The 18287-nt window shown below is 67.1% G+C and carries 21 protein-coding genes; 12 read left to right on the top strand and 9 right to left on the bottom strand.

What is annotated here, in order from left to right:
• Position 1: 1 nt before the first annotated feature.
• Positions 2-667 (bottom strand): alpha/beta hydrolase, encoded by a 666-nt coding sequence (locus FB560_RS09780; RefSeq protein WP_141872181.1) that lies wholly within the window; start codon positions 665-667, stop codon positions 2-4.
• Positions 668-700: 33 nt separating this feature from the next.
• Here FB560_RS09780 and ftsY point away from each other — a divergent pair, with 33 nt between their 5' ends.
• Both ftsY and FB560_RS09770 read left to right on the top strand, forming a co-directional pair.
• Positions 701-1573, top strand: a complete 873-nt coding sequence (ftsY, locus tag FB560_RS09775) for a signal recognition particle-docking protein FtsY (RefSeq protein ID WP_141872180.1) — start codon at positions 701-703, stop codon at positions 1571-1573.
• Positions 1574-1616: 43 nt separating this feature from the next.
• Entirely contained in the window at positions 1617-2117 is a 501-nt protein-coding gene (locus tag FB560_RS09770) for a DUF2004 domain-containing protein (protein ID WP_141872179.1), read from the top strand.
• A 9-nt stretch (positions 2118-2126) separates the two neighbouring features.
• Here FB560_RS09770 and lipA read toward each other — a convergent pair whose 3' ends face one another.
• Positions 2127-3116, bottom strand: a complete 990-nt coding sequence (lipA, locus tag FB560_RS09765) for a lipoyl synthase (RefSeq protein ID WP_141872178.1) — start codon at positions 3114-3116, stop codon at positions 2127-2129.
• Positions 3113-3751 carry a lipoyl(octanoyl) transferase LipB gene (gene lipB, locus FB560_RS09760; RefSeq protein ID WP_141872177.1) on the bottom strand — a complete coding sequence of 213 codons (639 nt, stop codon included), beginning with the start codon at positions 3749-3751 and terminating at the stop codon, positions 3113-3115. Before lipB ends, lipA begins: the two co-directional genes overlap by 4 nt.
• Positions 3752-3848: 97 nt before the next feature.
• On the opposite strand from lipB, the gene FB560_RS09755 reads away from it, so the two are divergent.
• The 4 genes from FB560_RS09755 to ffh all read left to right on the top strand — a co-directional run bounded on the left by FB560_RS09755 (position 3849) and on the right by ffh (position 7216).
• Positions 3849-4436 (top strand): TetR/AcrR family transcriptional regulator, encoded by a 588-nt coding sequence (locus FB560_RS09755; RefSeq protein WP_141872176.1) that lies wholly within the window; start codon positions 3849-3851, stop codon positions 4434-4436.
• Positions 4437-4534: 98 nt separating this feature from the next.
• Positions 4535-5149 carry a hypothetical protein gene (locus FB560_RS09750; protein WP_141872175.1) on the top strand — a complete coding sequence of 205 codons (615 nt, stop codon included), beginning with the start codon at positions 4535-4537 and terminating at the stop codon, positions 5147-5149.
• Positions 5146-5646 carry an RNA polymerase sigma factor gene (locus tag FB560_RS09745; RefSeq protein WP_141872174.1) on the top strand — a complete coding sequence of 167 codons (501 nt, stop codon included), beginning with the start codon at positions 5146-5148 and terminating at the stop codon, positions 5644-5646. The genes FB560_RS09750 and FB560_RS09745 overlap by 4 nt, the downstream gene beginning before the upstream one ends.
• A 13-nt stretch (positions 5647-5659) precedes the next feature.
• Positions 5660-7216: a signal recognition particle protein gene (ffh, locus tag FB560_RS09740; RefSeq protein WP_141872173.1), complete on the top strand. Its 1557-nt coding sequence runs from the start codon at positions 5660-5662 to the stop codon at positions 7214-7216.
• Between the two features lie 8 nt (positions 7217-7224).
• On the opposite strand, the gene FB560_RS09735 is transcribed toward ffh, so the two are convergent.
• Positions 7225-8142, bottom strand: coding sequence for an EamA family transporter (locus FB560_RS09735; protein ID WP_141872172.1), 918 nt, complete (start codon positions 8140-8142; stop codon positions 7225-7227).
• Between the two features lie 78 nt (positions 8143-8220).
• Between FB560_RS09735 and FB560_RS09730 the strand changes: the two genes are divergently transcribed.
• Positions 8221-9144, top strand: a complete 924-nt coding sequence (locus tag FB560_RS09730) for a LysR substrate-binding domain-containing protein (protein ID WP_141872171.1) — start codon at positions 8221-8223, stop codon at positions 9142-9144.
• A 7-nt stretch (positions 9145-9151) separates the two neighbouring features.
• Here the strand turns inward: FB560_RS09730 and glpK are convergent, their stop codons facing one another.
• The 3 genes from glpK to FB560_RS09715 all read right to left on the bottom strand — a co-directional run bounded on the left by glpK (position 9152) and on the right by FB560_RS09715 (position 13249).
• Complete coding sequence (gene glpK, locus FB560_RS09725) at positions 9152-10666, bottom strand: glycerol kinase GlpK (RefSeq protein ID WP_141872170.1); 1515 nt, start codon at positions 10664-10666, stop codon at positions 9152-9154.
• Between the two features lie 28 nt (positions 10667-10694).
• Positions 10695-11447 carry an MIP/aquaporin family protein gene (locus FB560_RS09720; RefSeq protein WP_141872169.1) on the bottom strand — a complete coding sequence of 251 codons (753 nt, stop codon included), beginning with the start codon at positions 11445-11447 and terminating at the stop codon, positions 10695-10697.
• A 92-nt stretch (positions 11448-11539) separates the two neighbouring features.
• Positions 11540-13249 carry a glycerol-3-phosphate dehydrogenase/oxidase gene (locus FB560_RS09715; RefSeq protein WP_141872168.1) on the bottom strand — a complete coding sequence of 570 codons (1710 nt, stop codon included), beginning with the start codon at positions 13247-13249 and terminating at the stop codon, positions 11540-11542.
• 102 nt (positions 13250-13351) lie between these two features.
• Between FB560_RS09715 and FB560_RS09710 the strand changes: the two genes are divergently transcribed.
• Positions 13352-14323, top strand: a complete 972-nt coding sequence (locus FB560_RS09710) for a sugar-binding transcriptional regulator (protein ID WP_141872167.1) — start codon at positions 13352-13354, stop codon at positions 14321-14323.
• A gap of 21 nt (positions 14324-14344) precedes the next feature.
• On the opposite strand, the gene FB560_RS09705 is transcribed toward FB560_RS09710, so the two are convergent.
• A complete protein-coding gene (locus FB560_RS09705) occupies positions 14345-15496 on the bottom strand; it encodes a glutamate--cysteine ligase (RefSeq protein WP_141872166.1) in 1152 nt (383 codons plus the stop codon).
• A gap of 210 nt (positions 15497-15706) precedes the next feature.
• On the opposite strand from FB560_RS09705, the gene rpsP reads away from it, so the two are divergent.
• Genes rpsP through trmD form a run of 4 tightly spaced genes read left to right on the top strand, consistent with a single transcriptional unit; the run spans position 15707 to position 17694 of the window.
• Positions 15707-16135: a 30S ribosomal protein S16 gene (gene rpsP / locus FB560_RS09700; RefSeq protein ID WP_017830730.1), complete on the top strand. Its 429-nt coding sequence runs from the start codon at positions 15707-15709 to the stop codon at positions 16133-16135.
• A gap of 6 nt (positions 16136-16141) precedes the next feature.
• The gene (locus tag FB560_RS09695) at positions 16142-16372 is read left to right on the top strand and encodes an RNA-binding protein (protein ID WP_045280385.1); all 231 of its coding nucleotides are present in this window, start codon (positions 16142-16144) and stop codon (positions 16370-16372) included.
• Positions 16356-16973 (top strand): ribosome maturation factor RimM, encoded by a 618-nt coding sequence (rimM, locus tag FB560_RS09690; RefSeq protein WP_141872165.1) that lies wholly within the window; start codon positions 16356-16358, stop codon positions 16971-16973. The genes FB560_RS09695 and rimM overlap by 17 nt, the downstream gene beginning before the upstream one ends.
• Before the next feature lie 19 nt (positions 16974-16992).
• Positions 16993-17694, top strand: coding sequence for a tRNA (guanosine(37)-N1)-methyltransferase TrmD (gene trmD / locus FB560_RS09685; protein WP_141872164.1), 702 nt, complete (start codon positions 16993-16995; stop codon positions 17692-17694).
• On the opposite strand, the gene FB560_RS09680 is transcribed toward trmD, so the two are convergent.
• Positions 17691-18284: a histidine phosphatase family protein gene (locus tag FB560_RS09680; protein WP_229673142.1), complete on the bottom strand. Its 594-nt coding sequence runs from the start codon at positions 18282-18284 to the stop codon at positions 17691-17693. The genes trmD and FB560_RS09680 overlap by 4 nt on opposite strands.
• Between the last annotated feature and the right edge of the window lie 3 nt (positions 18285-18287).

Genomic DNA, 18287 nt, shown 5'->3' with positions numbered 1-18287 from the left:
GTCAGCGGAGCGAGAGTTCGAAACGCTCGACGACCGACACGAATCCCGGATGGTCCTGCGGGCGGTGGGCGGCACCGGGAAGAACGTGGTGTTCGGCTCCCACATCGTCCACCAGGCGTCTCGCGATGATCTCGTACTCGTCGTTCCACCCTCCGGTGACGACGAGCGTGGGTATCTCGCCCAGCATCTGCGCGCGTACTCCGTGCCCCCACGGGAGATTGGTCACCGCCCACTGCTGCGCGAGCGGCTTCTCCTGTTCCCAGGTGGAGGGGTCGAAGGAGCCTCCGAACATCAGGGGGCGCAGGATCGCCCAGAATCCTTCGAGGTTCCCCGCCTCGGCTTGTGCCCGCGCCTCCACGACGATTCCGATGTGGCGTTCGATCGCGCTCTCACCACGGACGATGTCATAGAGCGCGGGCTCGACCAGCACCGCGCCGCGAACGCCCATCGGTCGTGCAGCCAGAGCCGCAGGTACGGCACCGATCGAATGCGCGAACACGATCGCCTGGTGCGGGGAGTCCTGCAGGGCGCGCGTCTGGTCGTCGATCGTCGAGCGGGAGTCGAACTCGAGGAAGGTTCCACTCGATTCGGGCAGTCCCGGCCATGCGGCGTGGCCGCGTCGACCGGCTCCATGGAGGAAGAGCCGTGTGAGGACGTCGCGCTGCATGTCCGGATGCTACCTGACACGTAGGCTGGAGTCATGGCGGAGAAGTCTTGGTCCCTCGGTCGCGCACTGCGCGGCATGTTCGTCAAGCCCACGATCGATGAGACGACATGGGAGGACCTGGAGACCGCGCTCATCACGGCGGATTTCGGCCCGGACATCAGCGAGCGCGTCGTCGAGGAGCTGCGTGAGAAGGTCGAGCGCTTCCGCACGACGGATCCACAGGATCTTCAGCGGATGCTGCGCGAGACGCTCGAGGAGCATTTCGCGAAGTTCGACACCACGCTCAAGCTCACGGAGCGGCCGGCCGTCGTGCTCGTCGTCGGCGTCAACGGCGTGGGCAAGACCACGACGATCGGCAAGTTCACGAAGTTCCTGCGCGGATACCAGCGCAGCGTCGTCGTCGGCGCGGCAGACACGTTCCGTGCCGCCGCGGTCGATCAGCTCGCCACGTGGGCGCAGCGCGGGGGAGCGGCCATCGTGCGCCCGCAGCAGCAGGGCCAGGACCCGGCATCCGTCGCATTCCAGACCGTGGAGTATGCGATGCGAGAGGGCATCGAGATCGCGATCATCGACACGGCAGGGCGCCTGCACACCAAGGGTGGTCTGATGGACGAGCTGACGAAGATCCGTCGGGTGATCGAGAAGCAGGCCCCGATCAGCGAGGTCCTGTTGGTTCTGGATGCGACGACGGGCCAGAACGGCGTCCTTCAGGCCGAAGCGTTCCTGGAGCACGCGGGCGTCACCGGACTCGTGCTCACCAAGCTCGACGGCTCCGCCAAGGGCGGATTCGTACTGGCGGTGCAGGAGCGTACGGGGATCCCCGTCAAGCTCCTCGGACAGGGTGAGGGCATCGACGATCTGACCGGTTTCACCCCGCATGTCTTCGTTCAATCCCTCGTCGGATGACGAGGGACTACCGCACCGAGCACGAGGCTGGTTTCATAGCGTTATGGCGATCGAACACGACTACTTCGGACTCCTTTCCTCGGGTCCCGACGGCTCGATCTTCTGGTCGGAGACCGTGGAGCTCGGCGACCAGAGTGTCACCGTCGATCTGACCGCGCCCGATCAGGACGACGTCTCCTCCGAGGCGCTCGACATCGCCGCTTCGTTGATCGCCGGACTGGAGAGCGTGGACGACACGGCGCGCCGCGGAATGCTCGCCGAGGTCGACGACCGCACGAGCGAGGTGACCGAGTACATCCTGCAGCAGCAGGAGACGTACGGTGACGAGCTCGAAGAGGTGCTGGTCGACGTCTCGGGCGACCCGGCCGTCGACATCATCCGCTCGCTCCGCCTGATGAGCATGACGATTCTGGCCGACGAGCACGGCGGATCCGAGCCGTTCGCGGTTCTGGAGTACGCGCTCGATCCCGATTCCACCGATGACGTGCTGCTGGTGAACCTCGGTTCCGACGGCAGCGTGCAGTCGGTGATGAGCGCCGACTGACGCCCCGGGTCACACCGCCTGAGCGAATCCGAGATCGGCGCTCTCCGCGATGTGCGAGAGGTGCGGCGGGATCTCGCGGCCTTTCGAGATCATGGACTGCGCCCAGAGGCGTCCTGCGCGATACGAGGAACGCACGAGCGGTCCCGCGAGCACGCCCAGGAAGCCGATGCGCTCCGCCTCCTCCTTGAACTCCACGAACTCGGCGGGCTTCACCCAGCGGGACACCGGGAGATGACGCGGTGACGGGCGCAGGTACTGCGTGATGGTGATGACATCGCAGCCGGCGTCGTGGAGGTCGTGCAGAGCCTGCACCACCTCTTCCGGCTCCTCACCCATGCCGAGGATCAGGTTGGACTTCGTGATGAGCCCGGCAGCGCGACCCTGCGTGAGCACATCGAGAGAGCGCTCGTACCGGAAGGCGGGGCGGATGCGCTTGAAGATGCGGGGCACCGTCTCGACATTGTGTGCGAACACCTCGGGCCGTGCATCGAAGATCTGCCCGAGGAACGCGGGATCCGCGTTGTGCTCGTTCGCGAGCAGTTCCACGCCGGTGTTCGGGTTGAGCTCGTGGATCTTCCGTACGGTCTCGGCGTTGAGCCAGGCCCCGGTGTCAGGGAGGTCGTCGCGCGCCACGCTCGTCACGGTGGCGTAGCGGAGGTTCATCTTGACGACGCTCTCGGCGACGCGGCGCGGTTCGTCGGTGTCGTAGTCGGCGGGCTTGCCGGTGTCGATCTGGCAGAAGTCGCAGCGACGCGTGCACTGGGAACCGCCGATGAGGAACGTCGCCTCGCGGTCCTCCCAGCATTCGAAGATGTTCGGGCACCCGGCTTCCTGGCAGACGGTGTGCAGATCCTCACTCTTCACGAGGGAGTGGAGTGCGGTGTACTCCGGCCCCATCTTCGCCTTGGTCCGGATCCATTCGGGCTTGCGCTCGATCGGCGTCTCGGCGTTGCGGATCTCGAGACGCAGGAGTTTGCGTCCTTCGGGGGCGGCGGTCATGCGGGAACTCCTGCGTACTCGGTGGTGAAGGCGGCAGCGACGGCTTCGAGGATGTCCGCGGGGGAGACGTCGGCACCGACGACCTCGCTCACCGTGGTGACACCCGCGTCGGTGATCCCGCACGGGATGATCCCGCGGAATCCGGAGAGACTGTTGTCGCAGTTGATGGCGAAGCCGTGCATCGTCACTCCCTGCTGCACGCGGACGCCGATCGCGGCGACCTTGTCCTCCGACAGCGGCCGGCGCACCCAGACGCCACTGCGTCCTTCCACCTGGTAGCCGTCCACGCCGAGCGGGCGCAGCACCTCGATCAGCACGCGCTCCAGCCGTCGCACATGGGCGACGACATCCATCGGTTCAGGAAGTCGCACGATCGGGTAGCCGACCAGCTGCCCCGGGCCATGCCAGGTGATCTTGCCCCCGCGATCGACGTCGACCACAGGAGTGCCGTCCGAGGGGCGTTCGTGCGCTTCGGTCCGTTTGCCCGCCGTGTAGACGGCCTCGTGCTCGAGGAGGACCAGGGTGTCGAGTCGTGTCCCGGCGACGACATCCGCGTGGATGCGTCTTTGCAGCTCCCACCCTTCCAGGTACGGAACCAGATGCGGAGCGAGTCCGGGCGTGACGATGTCCAGCATGGGGGTCTCCCGTCGAGCGACTAGTTGGATCGGGTCTAACAATACTCCTGCATGGTCGGGTCGGCGGCGCACGGCGCCCGCGCGGTAGCGTGAAGGCATGAGTTCGACTGGCCGCGCCGGACGCCCCAAGGCGTCCTCCCGCGAGACCCTGGCGGAAGCGGCGTGCGAGCTGTTCCTGGAGCGGGGATATGACGGGACATCCGTCGCCGACATCACCCAACGTGCCGGAGTGAGTCGGTCGAGCTTCTTCAACTACTTCACCTCGAAGAGCGATGTGCTCTGGTCGGGGATCGACGAGCGCATCGACCAGGCGCTCGACTCGTTGCAGGCGCTCGGGGACGATGCCGGCGGGGATGCGGTGCGCGAGATCCTCATGAGGATCGTGCGGGGGTTCGAACCCGACCCGCTCGCCCTCGCCCTGCGCAACGCCGCGGCGATGGGACTTCGTAAGGAACTGGTTCGCGACACCGGTCTCCGCCATGCGCGCCTGTCGTCGGGGATCGCAGACGCCGCCATCGCCTCCGGCATCGACGTCATCCGAGCGGACATCCTGGGTTCTGCGCACGCGACCGCCGTGCTGTCGTCCCTGCGAGTGTGGGCCGAGCAGGGAGCGGGACGGGGCACGCCCGAGACCGTGCTCCTCGACGCACTCGGTACCATCCACGATCTCCCCTGGGGCGTCTAGGAACGCGATCGAGGGATTCTGATCGGGGGCAGCGCGGACATCTCGACGGCGAGTGGACAGGTCATGAGTGAAGTGCCACTCGAACGAGGAGGAATCCCATGACCATCGATCCCCTGGACGCCCTGCTGGATGACGCGGCACTCGCGCCGCGACGCCTCGCGCAGTCGGACACGCGCGCGATGATCCTCGCCGCGCGCGGCGAGGCGCGTTCTCCGCGTCGTGCTCGGCGCAACGTCCTGCTCAGCGGAGCACTGGCGCTGGTGCTCGTCGGCGGAGCCGGCATCGCCACCGCGTCCGGTGACTGGCTCTGGGGTCAGGGTCTGGAGAATCCCGACCGCGTGTACACCTACACATCTCCCACCTGGGGCGAGTGCGAACTGCGTTTCAGCGCGCTCGACACGCATGACCCGATCCTGAACGCCCAGGTCAATCGCGTGGTGGATGACTGGTTCGCGGCTACGAATGTCGAGGCCGCGGCAGCACCACTCATCCCTGAGTACCTCGCGACGATCGAGGCGTCCACAGCTGACGACCCTGCGGCCCAGCAGGATCCACGGCGTGCCGACCTGGCGGCGTGGACCGCGCACGAGCAGGCGGTGGGTCAGCTCGTTCACGAGGAGCTCGCCGCCCGGGGCTTCACGAGCGAGGTGCTCGAGGGCACGGATTCGCACAGTCAGGTCCACTGCGACGCCGAAGACTGGGGTGGAGAGTGAGCCGCGACGCCGCACGATTGACGCGCGCACTCGAGCGCAATGCCGGTGACATGCTGGCCTACCTCGAGCGCCGGGTCGGTGTCGACGACGCCCCTGACCTGCTCGGAGAGACCATGGTCGTCGCCTGGCGGCGCGTGGATGATCTCCCCGACGACGCGGAGCGGGCGCGCATGTGGCTGTTCGGCATCGCCCGGGGCACGTTGCTCAACCATGCGCGCGGCACACGCCGACGGTGGGCGCTGGCCGACCGGATCCGGCTGCGCTCTCCGGAAGACCTCTCCGCGCCGGCGGCGGATGCCGGTGCGGAGGTTCGTGACGCGATCGCCCGGCTCGCACCGGATGAGGCCGAGATCGTTCGGTTGGTGCACTGGGACGGCTTCTCGATCGCGGACGCTGCCGAACTCATCGGGATTCCGGCTTCGACCGCGCGGGGTCGCTATCAGCGAGCGAAATCGGACCTTCGCGTCGCGCTGAGCGTCGAGGCTCCGCTCGCGTAGAATCTAAAGCACCATGGCTACCTTTGGCACGCTCTCCGATCGGCTCACCGAGACTTTCCGCAACCTTCGCACGAAGGGAAAGCTCACCCCGGCCGACGTCGACGGCACCGTGCGCGAGATCCGTCGCGCGCTGCTCGACGCCGATGTCGCGCTCTCCGTCGTCAAGGACTTCACCGCGAAGGTGCGCGAGCGTGCACTGGGCGACGAGGTCAACAAAGCGCTGAACCCGGCCCAGCAGGTTGTGCAGATCGTCAACGAGGAGCTCGTGCAGATCCTCGGTGGCGAGCAGCGCCGACTGCAGTTCGCGAAGACGGCTCCGACCGTCATCATGCTCGCGGGCCTTCAGGGCTCGGGTAAGACGACGTTCGCCGGCAAGCTGGCCAAGCAGCTCGAGGGGGAGGGGCACACGCCGCTCCTCGTCGCCGCCGACCTCCAGCGTCCCAACGCCGTCAACCAGCTCCAGGTCGTCGCCGAGCAGGCCGGCGCCACGGTGTACGCACCCCAGCCGGGCAACGGCGTCGGCGACCCGGTCAAGGTCTCGCGCGACGGAGTCGAGTACGCCCGCCGTCAGCAGCACGACGTGGTCATCATCGACACGGCCGGTCGACTGGGTGTCGATGCCGAGCTCATGAAGCAGGCGTCCGACATCCGCAAGGCCGTCGACCCCGACGAGGTGCTCTTCGTCATCGACGCCACGATCGGCCAGGACGCCGTGAACGTCGCCAAGGCGTTCCAGGAAGGCGTCGACTTCACGGGTGTGGTCCTCTCGAAGCTCGATGGAGACGCCCGCGGTGGTGCGGCACTCTCGGTCGCCTCGCTGACCGGACGCCCGATCATCTTCGCGTCCACGGGTGAGCGTCTCGAGGATCTCGAGCCCTTCCACCCCGATCGCATGGCGAGCCGCATCCTCGACCTCGGCGACATCCTCACTCTGATCGAGCAGGCTCAGCAGGCCTTCGATGAGGACGAGGCCATGAAGATGGCCGAGAAGCTCGCGACCGAGCAGTTCACCCTCGAGGACTTCCTCGACCAGCTTCAGCAGATGAAGAAGATGGGCTCGATGAAGAAGATGCTGGGGATGCTGCCCGGCATGGGGCAGATGAAGCAGCAGCTCGACGATTTCGACGAGCGTGAGATCGATCGCACCGAGGCCATCATCCGTTCTATGACGCCGGGGGAGCGACGCAACCCCAAGGTTCTCAACGGTTCACGCCGTCTGCGCATCGCGCGCGGTTCCGGCATGACCGTCACCGACGTCAACCAGCTGGTCGCTCGATTCGACCAGGCGGCGAAGATGATGAAGACGGTCGCACGCGGCGGTACCCCGAACATCCCGGGAATGGGAGCGGTGCCCGGGATGGGTCGCCCCGGTGCCTCCTCCAAGCGGGGCAAGAAGGGCAAGTCCTCCGGCGGGTCGCGTTCGGGCAACCCGGCCAAGCGCGCAGCCGAGAACGCCGGAGTGGCTCAGACGTCCACCCCCACGGGCTCCGGGTTCGGTCTGGGTGGGGGCGCCAAGGCGCCGACCGAGGCGGATATGGCCGAGATCCAGAAGCTCTTCGGCAAGAGCTGATCTGCCCCTCAGCGCGCGGTCAGGCGCGGCTCGTGCGCTGACATCGCGATCGACGTCACCTCGGGCACTCGACGTGGACGGGCGGCGAACTGTCCGCCGATGAGCGCGATGATCGTGACCGCGAATCCGACGACCTGCACGGCGGTGAAGGACTCGCCGGCCACGACGACCCCCAGAAGCGTCGCCACGACGGGCGAGAGCAGCGCGAGCAGCCCTGGTGTGATGACCGGGAGCCGCTGGATGCCACGGAACCACAGCGTGTATGCGACGATGCCGCCGGCAGTGGCGAGCCAGAGGTAGCCCGCGATATTCGTGACGTCGATCTCTGCGGGCACCCCCTCGAGCAGGAGGGCGAGCGGGAGGATCACGAGCCCTCCCGCGGTGAGCTGCCATCCGGCATAGGCGACCGGGCCCACTCCTTCGGGGCGACCCCAGCGCTTCGTGAGAACCATCCCGACTGCCGTGGCTGTCACTCCGCCGATCGCGGCGAGGATGCCCACCGCGTCGAGTTCCGCCGCCGGCCCGAGCACGACGAGGGCGACGCCGCCGGCGCCGGCGAGTGCTGCGGCCGCCGTCGTCGCGCGGATCCTTTCGTGAACCACCAGCGCGCCGAGCCCGAGCACCAGTAGCGGCTGCAGCCCGGCGACGGCGGCGGCGACCCCTCCGGGCAGCCGTTCCGCCGCGAGGAACAGCAGCGGGAAGAAGGCACCGATGTTGAGTGCCCCGAGCGCGAACGACTTGAGCCACCAGGTGCCACGCGGGAGGGTGCGGCTGACGGCGACAGCGAGCAGGCCGGCAGGCAGGGCGCGCATCAATCCGGCGAACAGCGGATGCCCCGTCGGAAGGAACTCGGTGGTGACCAGATAGGTCGTGCCCCAGGCGATGGGTGCCAGCGCGGTGAGCAGCACGGTGGTGGAACGGTTCATGATTCCAGCCTGAGCATTCACGGTGCATGAGTCCAACGCATGGTTGTCACACCAATCATGAACGTAGATCATGGGGAGATGGATCTCTCCCAGCTGCGCTACGTCGTCGAGGTCGCGGATACGTCCAGCTTCACGCGGGCGGCCGAACGATGCTTCGTCACCCAGTCCGCATTGAGCCATCAGATCGCCGCGCTCGAGCGCGAGCTCGGCCAGCGACTCTTCGTGCGTTCCAGTCGCAGCGTGCGCGTGACGGAGGCCGGGTCCGCCTTCGTGGCTCGCGCGCGGGAGGCGCTGCGCGCGGTCGAGGGTGCCAAAGAGGATGCGGCCGCCACCGCGGGGAACGTGGTCGGGACGCTGAGGCTCGGAGTGATCCCCACCGTGACCGCGATCGAGCTCCCCGAGCTGCTGGTGCGGTTCCGAACGCTGCACCCGTCCGCACGAGTCGAGTTGCGAGTGGGGAACAGCGACGCACTGGTCGCCGACGTGCGCACCGGAGAACTCGATGTCGCGCTTCTCGGTCTTCGCGAGGATTCGCTGCCACGGGGTGTCGCCGCCCGGGAGATCGGCCGTGCGAGTCTGGTCGCCGCGCTTCCGCGCAGGCACGCACTCGCCGGCCGCGACCATATCGCCTTGGCGGAGCTCGCCGGCCTGACATTCGCGGACTTCCCGGCCGGTACGTCGGGACGGGCCCAGAGCGATGTGGCGTTCTCTGCCGCGGGAGTCGAGCGGGATGTCGCGTTCGAGGCCGATTCGGCCGAGCTCATCCTCGGCCTGGTGGCGGCGGAGCTCGCGGTCAGTCTCCTCGCCCCTGGTGTCGTCGTGGGGCGGACTCATGACGTGGCCGCGGTTCCGGTCCGTCGAGGACCGGTCCGCATCGAGTACGTGGCGTGGGACGCGGACGCACCCCGCAGTGTGGCGAGGGCCTTCCTCCGCGTCGTGGATGCCGCCGTGCCGATGCAGAAAGGCGGGTCCGGGAAAGCTCCCGGACCCGCCTCTCAGTGATGCAGGATCACTTCACGTCGTCATCGACCCAGTCCATCGACTTGGTGATGGCCTTGCGCCAGAGACGCAGCTGACGGTCGCGCTCGGCGTCTTCCATGGACGGCTCCCAGCGCTTGTCCTCCTGCCAGTTGGCGGAGAGGTCGTCGAGGCCGTTCCAGAACCCGACTGCGAGTCCCGCTGCATATGCCGCGCCGAGCGCCGTGGTCTCCGCGACCACCGGGCGCACGACCGGGACGCCGAGGACGTCCGCCTGGAACTGCATGAGAGCGTCATTGGCGACCATGCCACCGTCGACCTTCAGCTCGGTCAGGTCCACACCGGCATCCGCGTTCACGGCATCCAGCACATCGCGCGTCTGGAAGGCGACGGCTTCGAGTGCCGCGCGAGCGATGTGATTCTTGTTCGCGTAGCGGGTGAGGCCGACGATGGCGCCGCGGGCATCCGGACGCCAGTACGGTGCGAACAGGCCGGAGAACGCGGGGACGATGTAGACGCCGCCGTTGTCCTCGACCTTGTCGGCCAGCTCCTCGACCTCCGGGGCGGAGGAGATGATGCCGAGCTGGTCGCGCAGCCACTGGATGAGCGATCCGGTGACGGCGATGGAACCCTCGAGCGCGTAGTGCGTCGGCTGGTCGCCGAGCTTGTAGCCGACGGTCGTGAGCAGCCCGTTCTTCGAGTGGACGATCTCTTCGCCCGTGTTGAAGATCAGGAAGCAGCCGGTGCCGTAGGTGTTCTTGCTCTCGCCCTTCTGGAACGCCGCCTGACCGAAGGTCGCCGCCTGCTGGTCGCCGAGGATTCCGGCGATCGGGGTCTCGCGCAACAGCGAGGAATCCTCGGCCGCGCCGTAGACCTCGGAGGAGGAGCGGATCTCCGGCATCATCGAGCGCGGCACGCCGAACGCCTCGAGGATGTCGTCGCGCCACTCGAGGGTCTCGAGGTCCATGAACATCGTGCGCGATGCGTTGGTCACGTCGGTGACGTGCACGCCGCCGTCGACACCACCCGTCAGGTTCCACAGCACCCAGCTGTCGGTGGTGCCGAAGATCAGGTCTCCGGCCTCTGCCTTCTCGCGTGCGCCGTCCACGTTCTCCAGGATCCAGGCGATCTTGGTGCCGGAGAAGTAGGTCGCCAGCGGAAGGCCGACGACCGGCTTGAACCGCTCCACTCCGCCATCCGCAGCCAGACGGTCCACGATGTCCTGCGTGCGGGTGTCCTGCCAGACGATGGCGTTGTAGGCGGGCTTGCCGGTCGTCTTGTCCCACACCACGGCGGTCTCGCGCTGGTTGGTGATGCCGACGGCGGCGATGTCGTGGCGTGTCAGGTCGGCACGGCTCAGAGCCAGACCGATGACCTCCTGCACGTTGCGCCAGATCTCGGACGCATCGTGCTCGACCCAGCCGGCCTTCGGCAGGATCTGCTCGTGCTCCTTCTGGCCCGTCGCGATGATGCTCCCCTTCTTGTCGAAGATGATCGCGCGGCTGGAGGTCGTTCCCTGGTCGATGGCGAGGATGTAGTCAGCCATGTGTGTTCTCCTTTGAATTCAGGTGGGATCAGGCGAGGTGGAGCAGGACAGGTGCTGCGAGAGCAGCGATCGCACCACCGATGAGCGGACCGACGACCGGGACCCACGAGTACGACCAGTCGCTGGAACCCTTGCCCTTGATGGGGAGGATCGCGTGAGCGATACGCGGGCCGAGGTCACGGGCAGGGTTGATCGCGTAACCCGTCGGCCCACCGAGAGATGCACCGATCGCGACAACGAGCAGAGCGACGGGCAGTGCGGTGAGCGGTCCGAGGCCTCCGGGCGTGCCGACCTCGATGTCGCCGTAGTCGGCGAACGCGAGGATCACGAACACCAGCACGAAAGTACCGATGATCTCCGTGACGAGGTTCCAGCCGTACGAGCGGATCGCCGGACCGGTCGAGAAGACGCCGAGCTTGTTCGCCGGCTCGGGCTCCTCGTCGAAGTGCTGCTTATACGCGAGCCACACCACGACGGCACCGATGATGGCACCGAGGAGCTCGGCACCGGTGGCGACCAGGAACATCGTGAAGGTGATCGTGCCGGAGATGAGCAGACCCACGCCGACGGCGGGGTTCAGGATGGCGCCGGAGTAGGCGGACACCAGAACACCGGCGAAGACCGCGAGGCCCCAGCCCCAGTTCACCATCAGGAAGCCGCCGCCGAAGCCCTTGTTCTTCGCCAGGGCGACGTTGGCGACTACGCCACATCCGAGCAGGATGAGCATCGCTGTGCCCACCAACTCCGAGAGGAAGTAGAGACCGAGATTGACATCAGCCATGTCTTCATTGACCTTTCATGCGGGTCACGGCCCCTCTGCCGTGACACCTGGATGGGAGAGCGTCGCAAGGAGGGCGACGGTCGGAGATCTCGTCAGCCGCGGGTGCGCGACGAGATGTGGAGTCCATGCCTTTCATTCAGCAGCTCGCGCGTCTGCTCGAGCTCGGCGTCGTGGCGCGCACGATCCCAGCCCAGCAGCGGTGCGAGTGCGTCGGCGATCTCGTCGATGACCTTCGCATCGGCGTTGCCCGTGAAGGCGATGCTCGTGCGGCGCAGGATGACGTCCTGAAGACGTGCGACCATCTCGTTGTTCACCATCCACTCGAGCTCACGCGTCGACAGGTCGCCGCCGGCGAGCGGGGCATCCGTGCCCTGCTCGACGTACTCCCAGACCTGGGCGGCACGTGTGCCGTAGCGGGCGAGGAGCTTCTCGGCGCGGTCGCCGGCGCCGGGCAGGTACTCCTGGATCCAGATGCGCTTCGCCTTCTCGGTGCGCGGGAAGTCCCGACCGCCGCCGATCGCGCGACCGGCCGTGGATACGGTGCGGGTGCGGTGGATGAGACCGAGCACCACGTCGGAGAGCGACTCGCCCAGAGCGCGGAACGTGGTCCATTTGCCGCCGACGAGACTGACGAGCGGCACGGAGCCCTTCTCGTCGACCTCGATGCGGTAGTCGCGCGACACGAAGCCGGGTGCGGTGTCCTCGTGACGCGGAAGCGGACGGATGCCGGAGAACCGATACACGATCTGGTCGCGGTTCACGTCGATCTGGGGGAAGACGTGGTGGATGAGATCGAAGAAGTAGTCGACCTCCTCTTCGGTGCACACGGCCACCTCGCGCGGATCCGCATCGATGTCGGTGGTGCCGACGAGGACGCGTCCCTTGAGCGGGTAGATCAGCACGATCCGACCGTCGGAGTGCTCGAAGAAGATCTCACGGCCGCGGGTCGCCTCGAGCAGTTCCGGATGATCCAGCACGATGTGCGAGCCCTTGGTGCCGCCCATGAAGCGGGTGTCGGTGCCGAGCGCGTCGTTGGTGAGGTCCGTCCAGGGACCGGAGGTGTTGACGACCACGTCCGCCGCGACCGCGAACTCCGTGCCGCTCTCACGGTCGCGGAGAAGCACGGTGTCGCCGTCGCGACCGATCGCCTCGACGTAGTTCAGAGCCTGGGCGGCCGGGTGAGCGGCGAGCCCGTCCTGCAGGACGTCCAGCGCAAGGCGCTCCGGGTCGTGCATCGACGCGTCGTAGTACGTCGCGGTGTACTTGATGTTCGGGTCGAGCGAGGGGAGTTCGGCGAGCGAGCGCTTGCGTCCCAGGAAGCGATGGCGCGGAACGCTGCCGCCGTCACGCGAGAAAGTGTCGTAGATCGTCAGGCCGATCTTGATGAGGAACGCTCCGCGCTCCTGCGGCTTGCCGCTGCGGTGCGTCAGGAAACGCAGAGGGGCGGAGAGGATCCCGGAGAACGTGGAGTAGATCGGGATCGTCGTCTGAAGCGGCTTCACGTAGTGGGGGGCGATCTTGAGGAGACCGTTGCGCTCCTCGACCGACTCGCGCACGAGACGGAACTCGCCGTTCTCGAGATACCGGATGCCACCGTGGATCATGTGGCTCGATGCAGAGGAGGCGCCAGAGGCGAAGTCGCCGCGTTCGACGAGAAGGACGTCGACTCCCTGCAGTGCCAGATCCCGGAATGCGGAGATGCCGTTGATCCCGCCACCGATGAGAAGGACGCTCGTGCGTCCGGATTCACGGACTGCGCGTACCTCAGCGCGTTCCGCTGACGAGTGCGTCGACTCGATCATCTTCGACCCCTTTTCCTTGCTTGCCACCCAGCATCGACCTGTGGAACGCTGTGCGCAAGTCCACTGCACATATGTGCAAGGATCGAGGGCGAGGAGGAAGTCATGGCCGACCCCGGCGCGCAATCCCGCGATTCCAAGCTGATCGCCGCGCTCACCGCAGCGCAGCTCTACTACATGCAGGACAAGACCATGGAGGTGATCGCCCAGGAGCTCGGCACCTCCCGGTCATCCGTCTCGAGGCTGTTGAGCTTCGCGCGTGAGAGCGGACTCGTCGACATCCGCATCAACTCACCGCTCGAGCGACTCGGGATCCTCGAGCAGCGGATCCGAGACCGCCACCGCGTCGCGGCGCACGTGGTGCCGATGTCCGAGATCGTGAGCGAGGTCGAACGTCTCGAGCGTGTCGCCCTCACCGCCGGAAGGCTGCTCTCGCAGTTCGTCGATTCGAACATGATCGTCGGTGTCGCATGGGGCTCGACCATCAGCGCTGTCAGCCGCGGGCTGACCCAGAAGGAGACCCACAACACGACGTTCGTGCAGCTCAACGGTGCCGGGAACACGCAGACCAGCGGCGTCGAGTACTCCAGCGACATCCTGCAGAGGTTCGGCAGCGCATTCGGCGCGCAGGTGCAGCAGTTCCCCGTGCCGGCGTTCTTCGACGACCCGGCGACTCGTGAGGCCATGTGGCGTGAGCGCAGCACTCGCAGGGTGCTCGATCTCCAGGCCAAGATGGACATCGCGGTGTTCAGCCTGGGATCCCCGGCGGCGGAGGTTCCGAGCCGCGTCTACGTGGGCGGCTACCTCGGTCGGGATGACTACCGCAGTCTTCGCGAGGATCACGCGATCGGCGACGTGGCGACGGTCTTCTTCCGATCGGACGGATCGTGGCGCGACATCAGGGTCAATGCGCGAGCGACCGGTCCCGGTCTCGATCGGCTGCGACGCGTCCCGCGGCGGGTGTGCGTCGTGTCCGGCATCCCCAAGCTGGTGAGCCTGCGTGCCGCCATCGCGGCCGATCTCATCACCGACGTGGTGCTCGATGAAGGGCTCGCGCGCCAGCTCGTGGACGACTGAGCCCCGCGACTGCGGGGGAGGTCAGGATTCGTCGATCGAGGATTCCGGCCCCGAGCGGAACTCGCGGATCAGATGCCGCACGACCTCGCCCAGGTCGCCGCCCGACGCATCCGCGACTGCGATCTGACGTGCATGGCTGGCGCCTTCGTCGAGGATCGTGTGGAGGCTGGCGAACTCCCTCGCGCACCCCAGCTCGACGGCGACGGGAGCGAGATGGTCGATCGTCTGAGCGAGATGCTCACGCACCGGGAGCTGCGTACCCTGCGCGTCCACGATCACCCGGGCATCGAGGCCGTAGCGTGCCGCGCGCCACTTGTTCTCGCGGTGGTACCAGGCGGGCATCTGCGGGAGGGTTCGCCCCTCGTCGAGTGCGCGGGAGAAGCTCTCCACCAGCACCTGGACCAGCGAGGCGATCGCGGCGAGCTCGGGGAGCGTGGAGACGCCGTCGCAGGCGCGCACCTCGATCGTGCCCCACCTCGGGGCCGGTCGGATATCCCAGCGCACCTCGGAGGCGTCGGCCATGACGCCGGTGCGCACCATGTCCTCCAGGTAGCCCTCGAACTGGGCCCAGTCCTGCAGGGGCCAGGGGAGTCCGGCGGTGGGAAGCTGCTGGAACACGAGCGCACGGTTGGACGCGTAGCCGGTGCGCTCTCCCGCCCAGAACGGGCTGGATGCGGCGATGGACTGCAGATGCGGAAGGAAGCCGGTGAGCGCATTGATGATGGGGAACACCTTGCGCTGGTCTTCGACGCCGATGTGGACATGGATGCCCCAGATCATCATGTTCCGACCCCACCACTGCGTGCGCTCGATCAGCGTGTGATACCGCGTCTTGTCGGTCACCTCCTGGTCGTACCACTGCGCGAAGGGGTGGCTGCCGGCCGAGAGCAGCTCGATGCCCGCGGGATCGGTCGCCGACCGGACCGCGGCGATGGCCTGAGCGATGTCGTCCACCGCCTGCGCCACGGAGTCGCCGACGCCGCTGGTGACCTCGATGGTGTTGGTGAGCAGTTCACCGGTGACGGTGTGGCGCTCGTCGGCGCTCTCCGCTTCGAGCGCGGCCAACAGCTCGGGGGCGCGTCCTACCAGGTCACCGCTCGCCGGATCGGCGAGCATGATCTCCCATTCCAGTCCGACGGTGGAGCGGGCCGAAGGCGCGAAATCGAGCGTCACGAGCACAGTCTGACACGCGGAGCGAAGGTCTCCGCAACACCCGTGTCGCCGCGTTTCGCTCCTGGCGCTCGGATCTGGCAGAATAGAAGGTCGGACGACCTGCTCGACCCTCTATCCAGCTGTCGTCCTCACCTTTTGAGCTTCCGCCGGGTTGTGCACCCCACTCTCCAGGCGATCAGTTCCTTCCCTTCCACACAATTCAGGAGAATCGTGGCTGTCAAGATTCGTCTCAAGCGCCTGGGCAAGATCCGTGCGCCGTACTACCGCATCGTCGTCGCCGACTCGAAGACCAAGCGCGATGGTCGCGTGATCGAGGAGATCGGCAAGTACCACCCCACCGAGGAGCCCTCCTTCATCGAGGTCGACTCCGAGCGGGCGCAGTACTGGCTCTCCGTCGGCGCCCAGCCGACCGAGCAGGTCGCCGCCATCCTCAAGATCACGGGCGACTGGGGCAAGTTCAAGGGCGACAAGGACGCGAAGTCCACGCTCAAGGTCAAGGAGCCCAAGGTTCCGTTCGAGATCGACGCCGCCAAGAAGTCCGTCGTGAAGCCCAAGGCAGAGAAGAAGGTGGAGGCCCCCGCTGAGGAGGCTCCCGCCGCTGCCGAGGCCGACGCGGCTCCCGCCGCCGACGCAGAGTAATCCCTCGTGCTCGCCGCCGCGCTCGAACACATCGTCAAGGGGATCGTCGATCACCCTGAGGATGTCAGCATCAACGAATCCACGTCGCCGCGAGGCGATCTCCTCGAGGTGCGCGTGCACCCCGATGACCGTGGACGTGTGATCGGGCGCGGCGGCCGCACCGCGAAGGCGCTTCGCACGCTTGTCACCGCATTGGCCGATGGACGTCGCGTCCGCGTCGATGTCGCGGACGACTGACGTGGCGTCGCAGGACGGAAACCAGAGCAAGAATCAGCTGCGCGTCGGGCGCCTCGTCAAGGCTCATGGCCTCAAGGGCGGACTCAAGGTCGAGCTGTACACGGATAACCCCGAGCGGCGATTCCACACCGGTGCCGCGTTCACGTTGCAGGTGCCCGAGGCATCTCCGTGGCACGGGAAAGACATCACCATCCGCGAGTACCGCGTGATGAACGGCAGCCCGGTGGTGTTCTTCGACGACGTCGACGACCGCACCGCCGCCGAGAGCCTCGTGCGAGCGATCCTCTGGATCGATCAGGATGTCGATGAGGTCGAGGACAACGCGTGGTTCGATCACCAGCTGGTCGGGCTCGACGTCGTCCGTGACGACACGGTCGTGGGTCGCGTGGTCAGGATCGAGCATTTCCCCGCCCAGGACCTCTTGATCATCAAGGCGGGCGACCGCGAGATCATGGTCCCGTTCGTCGAGGCGATCGTCCCGTCGGTCGACGTGGCGCAGGGACGAGTCATCGTCACGCCCCCGCCTGGCCTGTTCGAGGACCTTCCGGATGCATCGGATGCCGAGGCTGCCACCAGCTCGGACGCCGACGCGACCGAGTGACCGCTGATACGGTTCCCCCGTGCGCATCGACGTCCTCTCCATCTTCCCGTCGTACTTCGACGGTCTGACACTCTCCCTTCTCGGCAAGGCGCAGAGCTCGGGGATCCTCGACCTGCAGGTGCGCGACCTGCGCGACTGGACGAGCGACCGGCATCGCACCGTCGATGACACCCCGTACGGCGGCGGTGCCGGCATGGTGATGAAGCCGGAGCCGTGGGGGCTCGCCCTCGACGAGGTCAGCGCGCGGTCTGCTCGACCGACGATCATCTTCCCCTCCCCGGCAGGAGAGGTCTTCACGCAGGCGACCGCACGCGACCTGTCGTCGCGTGAGCATCTCGTGTTCGGCTGTGGCCGGTACGAAGGCATCGACGAACGCGTCTTCGACTACGCATCCACCCTCGGCGAAGTGCGGCTGATCAGTCTCGGAGACTACGTGCTGAACGGGGGAGAGGTCGCGACGATGGCGATGATCGAGGCGATCGGACGTCTGATTCCCGGCGTCGTCGGCAATCCCGAGAGCCTCGTCGAGGAATCGCATGAGGACGGGTTGTTGGAGTACCCGTCCTACACGAAGCCATCCCTGTGGCGCGAGCACGCGGTGCCCGATGTGCTCCTCAGCGGAAACCACGCCGCGATCGCCTCCTGGCGCCGCGAACAGCAGCTGGAGCGGACGCGGAAGCGGCGGCCGGACCTGCTCGCGCCCGACGACGACCGGTCCTAGAGCACGCTCTCCACGCCGCCGTCGAGGCGGAACACCACGCTGTGCGGGTGGCGGAGCCCGAGCGCGGCGGTCGCGTCGAGTCCGCGCAGCTCGGCGCGCAGCATCCTACCGATCATCTCGTGGCTGACCAGAAGCGGCGTCCCCGACGCCGCCCATCCGCAACTCGTGAGGGCCCTGCGCGCGCGTGCTCGCGCCTGGGCATAGCTCTCGCCGCCGGGAAACGCCCAGCCGTAGCGATTGGCGGCACGTTCCTCCCGCACAGTCGGGAACGCGTCATCGATCTCGTCCCACGTCATCCCCGCGAGCTCGCCGTGATGCACCTCGGCGAGTTCGGGCACTTCGATCAGGTCGGCACCGAGCCGATCCGCGATGATGACCGCGGTCCGCAGTGCGCGACCCAACGGGCTCGAGCAGACGGTTCTCACATCCGTGCCGGACAGCCGTTCCGCGAGCGAGCGGGCCTGCGCGATTCCCTCGGCGGTGAGCGGCGAGTCCAGCTGCCCTTGCAGGCGGCGTTCTCGATTCCAGGTCGTCTGGCCGTGCCGCGCCAGGAACAGGCGCTCCGGCACGTGACGGTCCTGGGGAATCATGCA

Source organism: Microbacterium saperdae (assembly GCF_006716345.1).
In the GTDB taxonomy this organism is placed as follows: domain Bacteria; phylum Actinomycetota; class Actinomycetes; order Actinomycetales; family Microbacteriaceae; genus Microbacterium; species Microbacterium saperdae.
The sequence above is the reverse complement of the archived record's forward strand: the minus strand, read 5'-3'. Positions and strand labels throughout refer to the sequence as shown.

What these genes read in the sequence shown, in the direction of transcription:
- FB560_RS09780 (WP_141872181.1), bottom strand. Translation starts at nt 667, where the DNA reads ATGCAGCGCGACGTCCTCACACGGCTCTTCCTCCATGGAGCCGGTCGA.
- ftsY (WP_141872180.1), top strand. Translation starts at nt 701, where the DNA reads ATGGCGGAGAAGTCTTGGTCCCTCGGTCGCGCACTGCGCGGCATGTTC.
- FB560_RS09770 (WP_141872179.1), top strand. Translation starts at nt 1,617, where the DNA reads ATGGCGATCGAACACGACTACTTCGGACTCCTTTCCTCGGGTCCCGAC.
- lipA (WP_141872178.1), bottom strand. Translation starts at nt 3,116, where the DNA reads ATGACCGCCGCCCCCGAAGGACGCAAACTCCTGCGTCTCGAGATCCGC.
- lipB (WP_141872177.1), bottom strand. Translation starts at nt 3,751, where the DNA reads ATGCTGGACATCGTCACGCCCGGACTCGCTCCGCATCTGGTTCCGTAC.
- FB560_RS09755 (WP_141872176.1), top strand. Translation starts at nt 3,849, where the DNA reads ATGAGTTCGACTGGCCGCGCCGGACGCCCCAAGGCGTCCTCCCGCGAG.
- FB560_RS09750 (WP_141872175.1), top strand. Translation starts at nt 4,535, where the DNA reads ATGACCATCGATCCCCTGGACGCCCTGCTGGATGACGCGGCACTCGCG.
- ffh (WP_141872173.1), top strand. Translation starts at nt 5,660, where the DNA reads ATGGCTACCTTTGGCACGCTCTCCGATCGGCTCACCGAGACTTTCCGC.
- FB560_RS09735 (WP_141872172.1), bottom strand. Translation starts at nt 8,142, where the DNA reads ATGAACCGTTCCACCACCGTGCTGCTCACCGCGCTGGCACCCATCGCC.
- FB560_RS09730 (WP_141872171.1), top strand. Translation starts at nt 8,221, where the DNA reads ATGGATCTCTCCCAGCTGCGCTACGTCGTCGAGGTCGCGGATACGTCC.
- glpK (WP_141872170.1), bottom strand. Translation starts at nt 10,666, where the DNA reads ATGGCTGACTACATCCTCGCCATCGACCAGGGAACGACCTCCAGCCGC.
- FB560_RS09720 (WP_141872169.1), bottom strand. Translation starts at nt 11,447, where the DNA reads ATGGCTGATGTCAATCTCGGTCTCTACTTCCTCTCGGAGTTGGTGGGC.
- FB560_RS09715 (WP_141872168.1), bottom strand. Translation starts at nt 13,249, where the DNA reads ATGATCGAGTCGACGCACTCGTCAGCGGAACGCGCTGAGGTACGCGCA.
- FB560_RS09710 (WP_141872167.1), top strand. Translation starts at nt 13,352, where the DNA reads ATGGCCGACCCCGGCGCGCAATCCCGCGATTCCAAGCTGATCGCCGCG.
- rimM (WP_141872165.1), top strand. Translation starts at nt 16,356, where the DNA reads ATGTCGCGGACGACTGACGTGGCGTCGCAGGACGGAAACCAGAGCAAG.
- FB560_RS09680 (WP_229673142.1), bottom strand. Translation starts at nt 18,284, where the DNA reads ATGATTCCCCAGGACCGTCACGTGCCGGAGCGCCTGTTCCTGGCGCGG.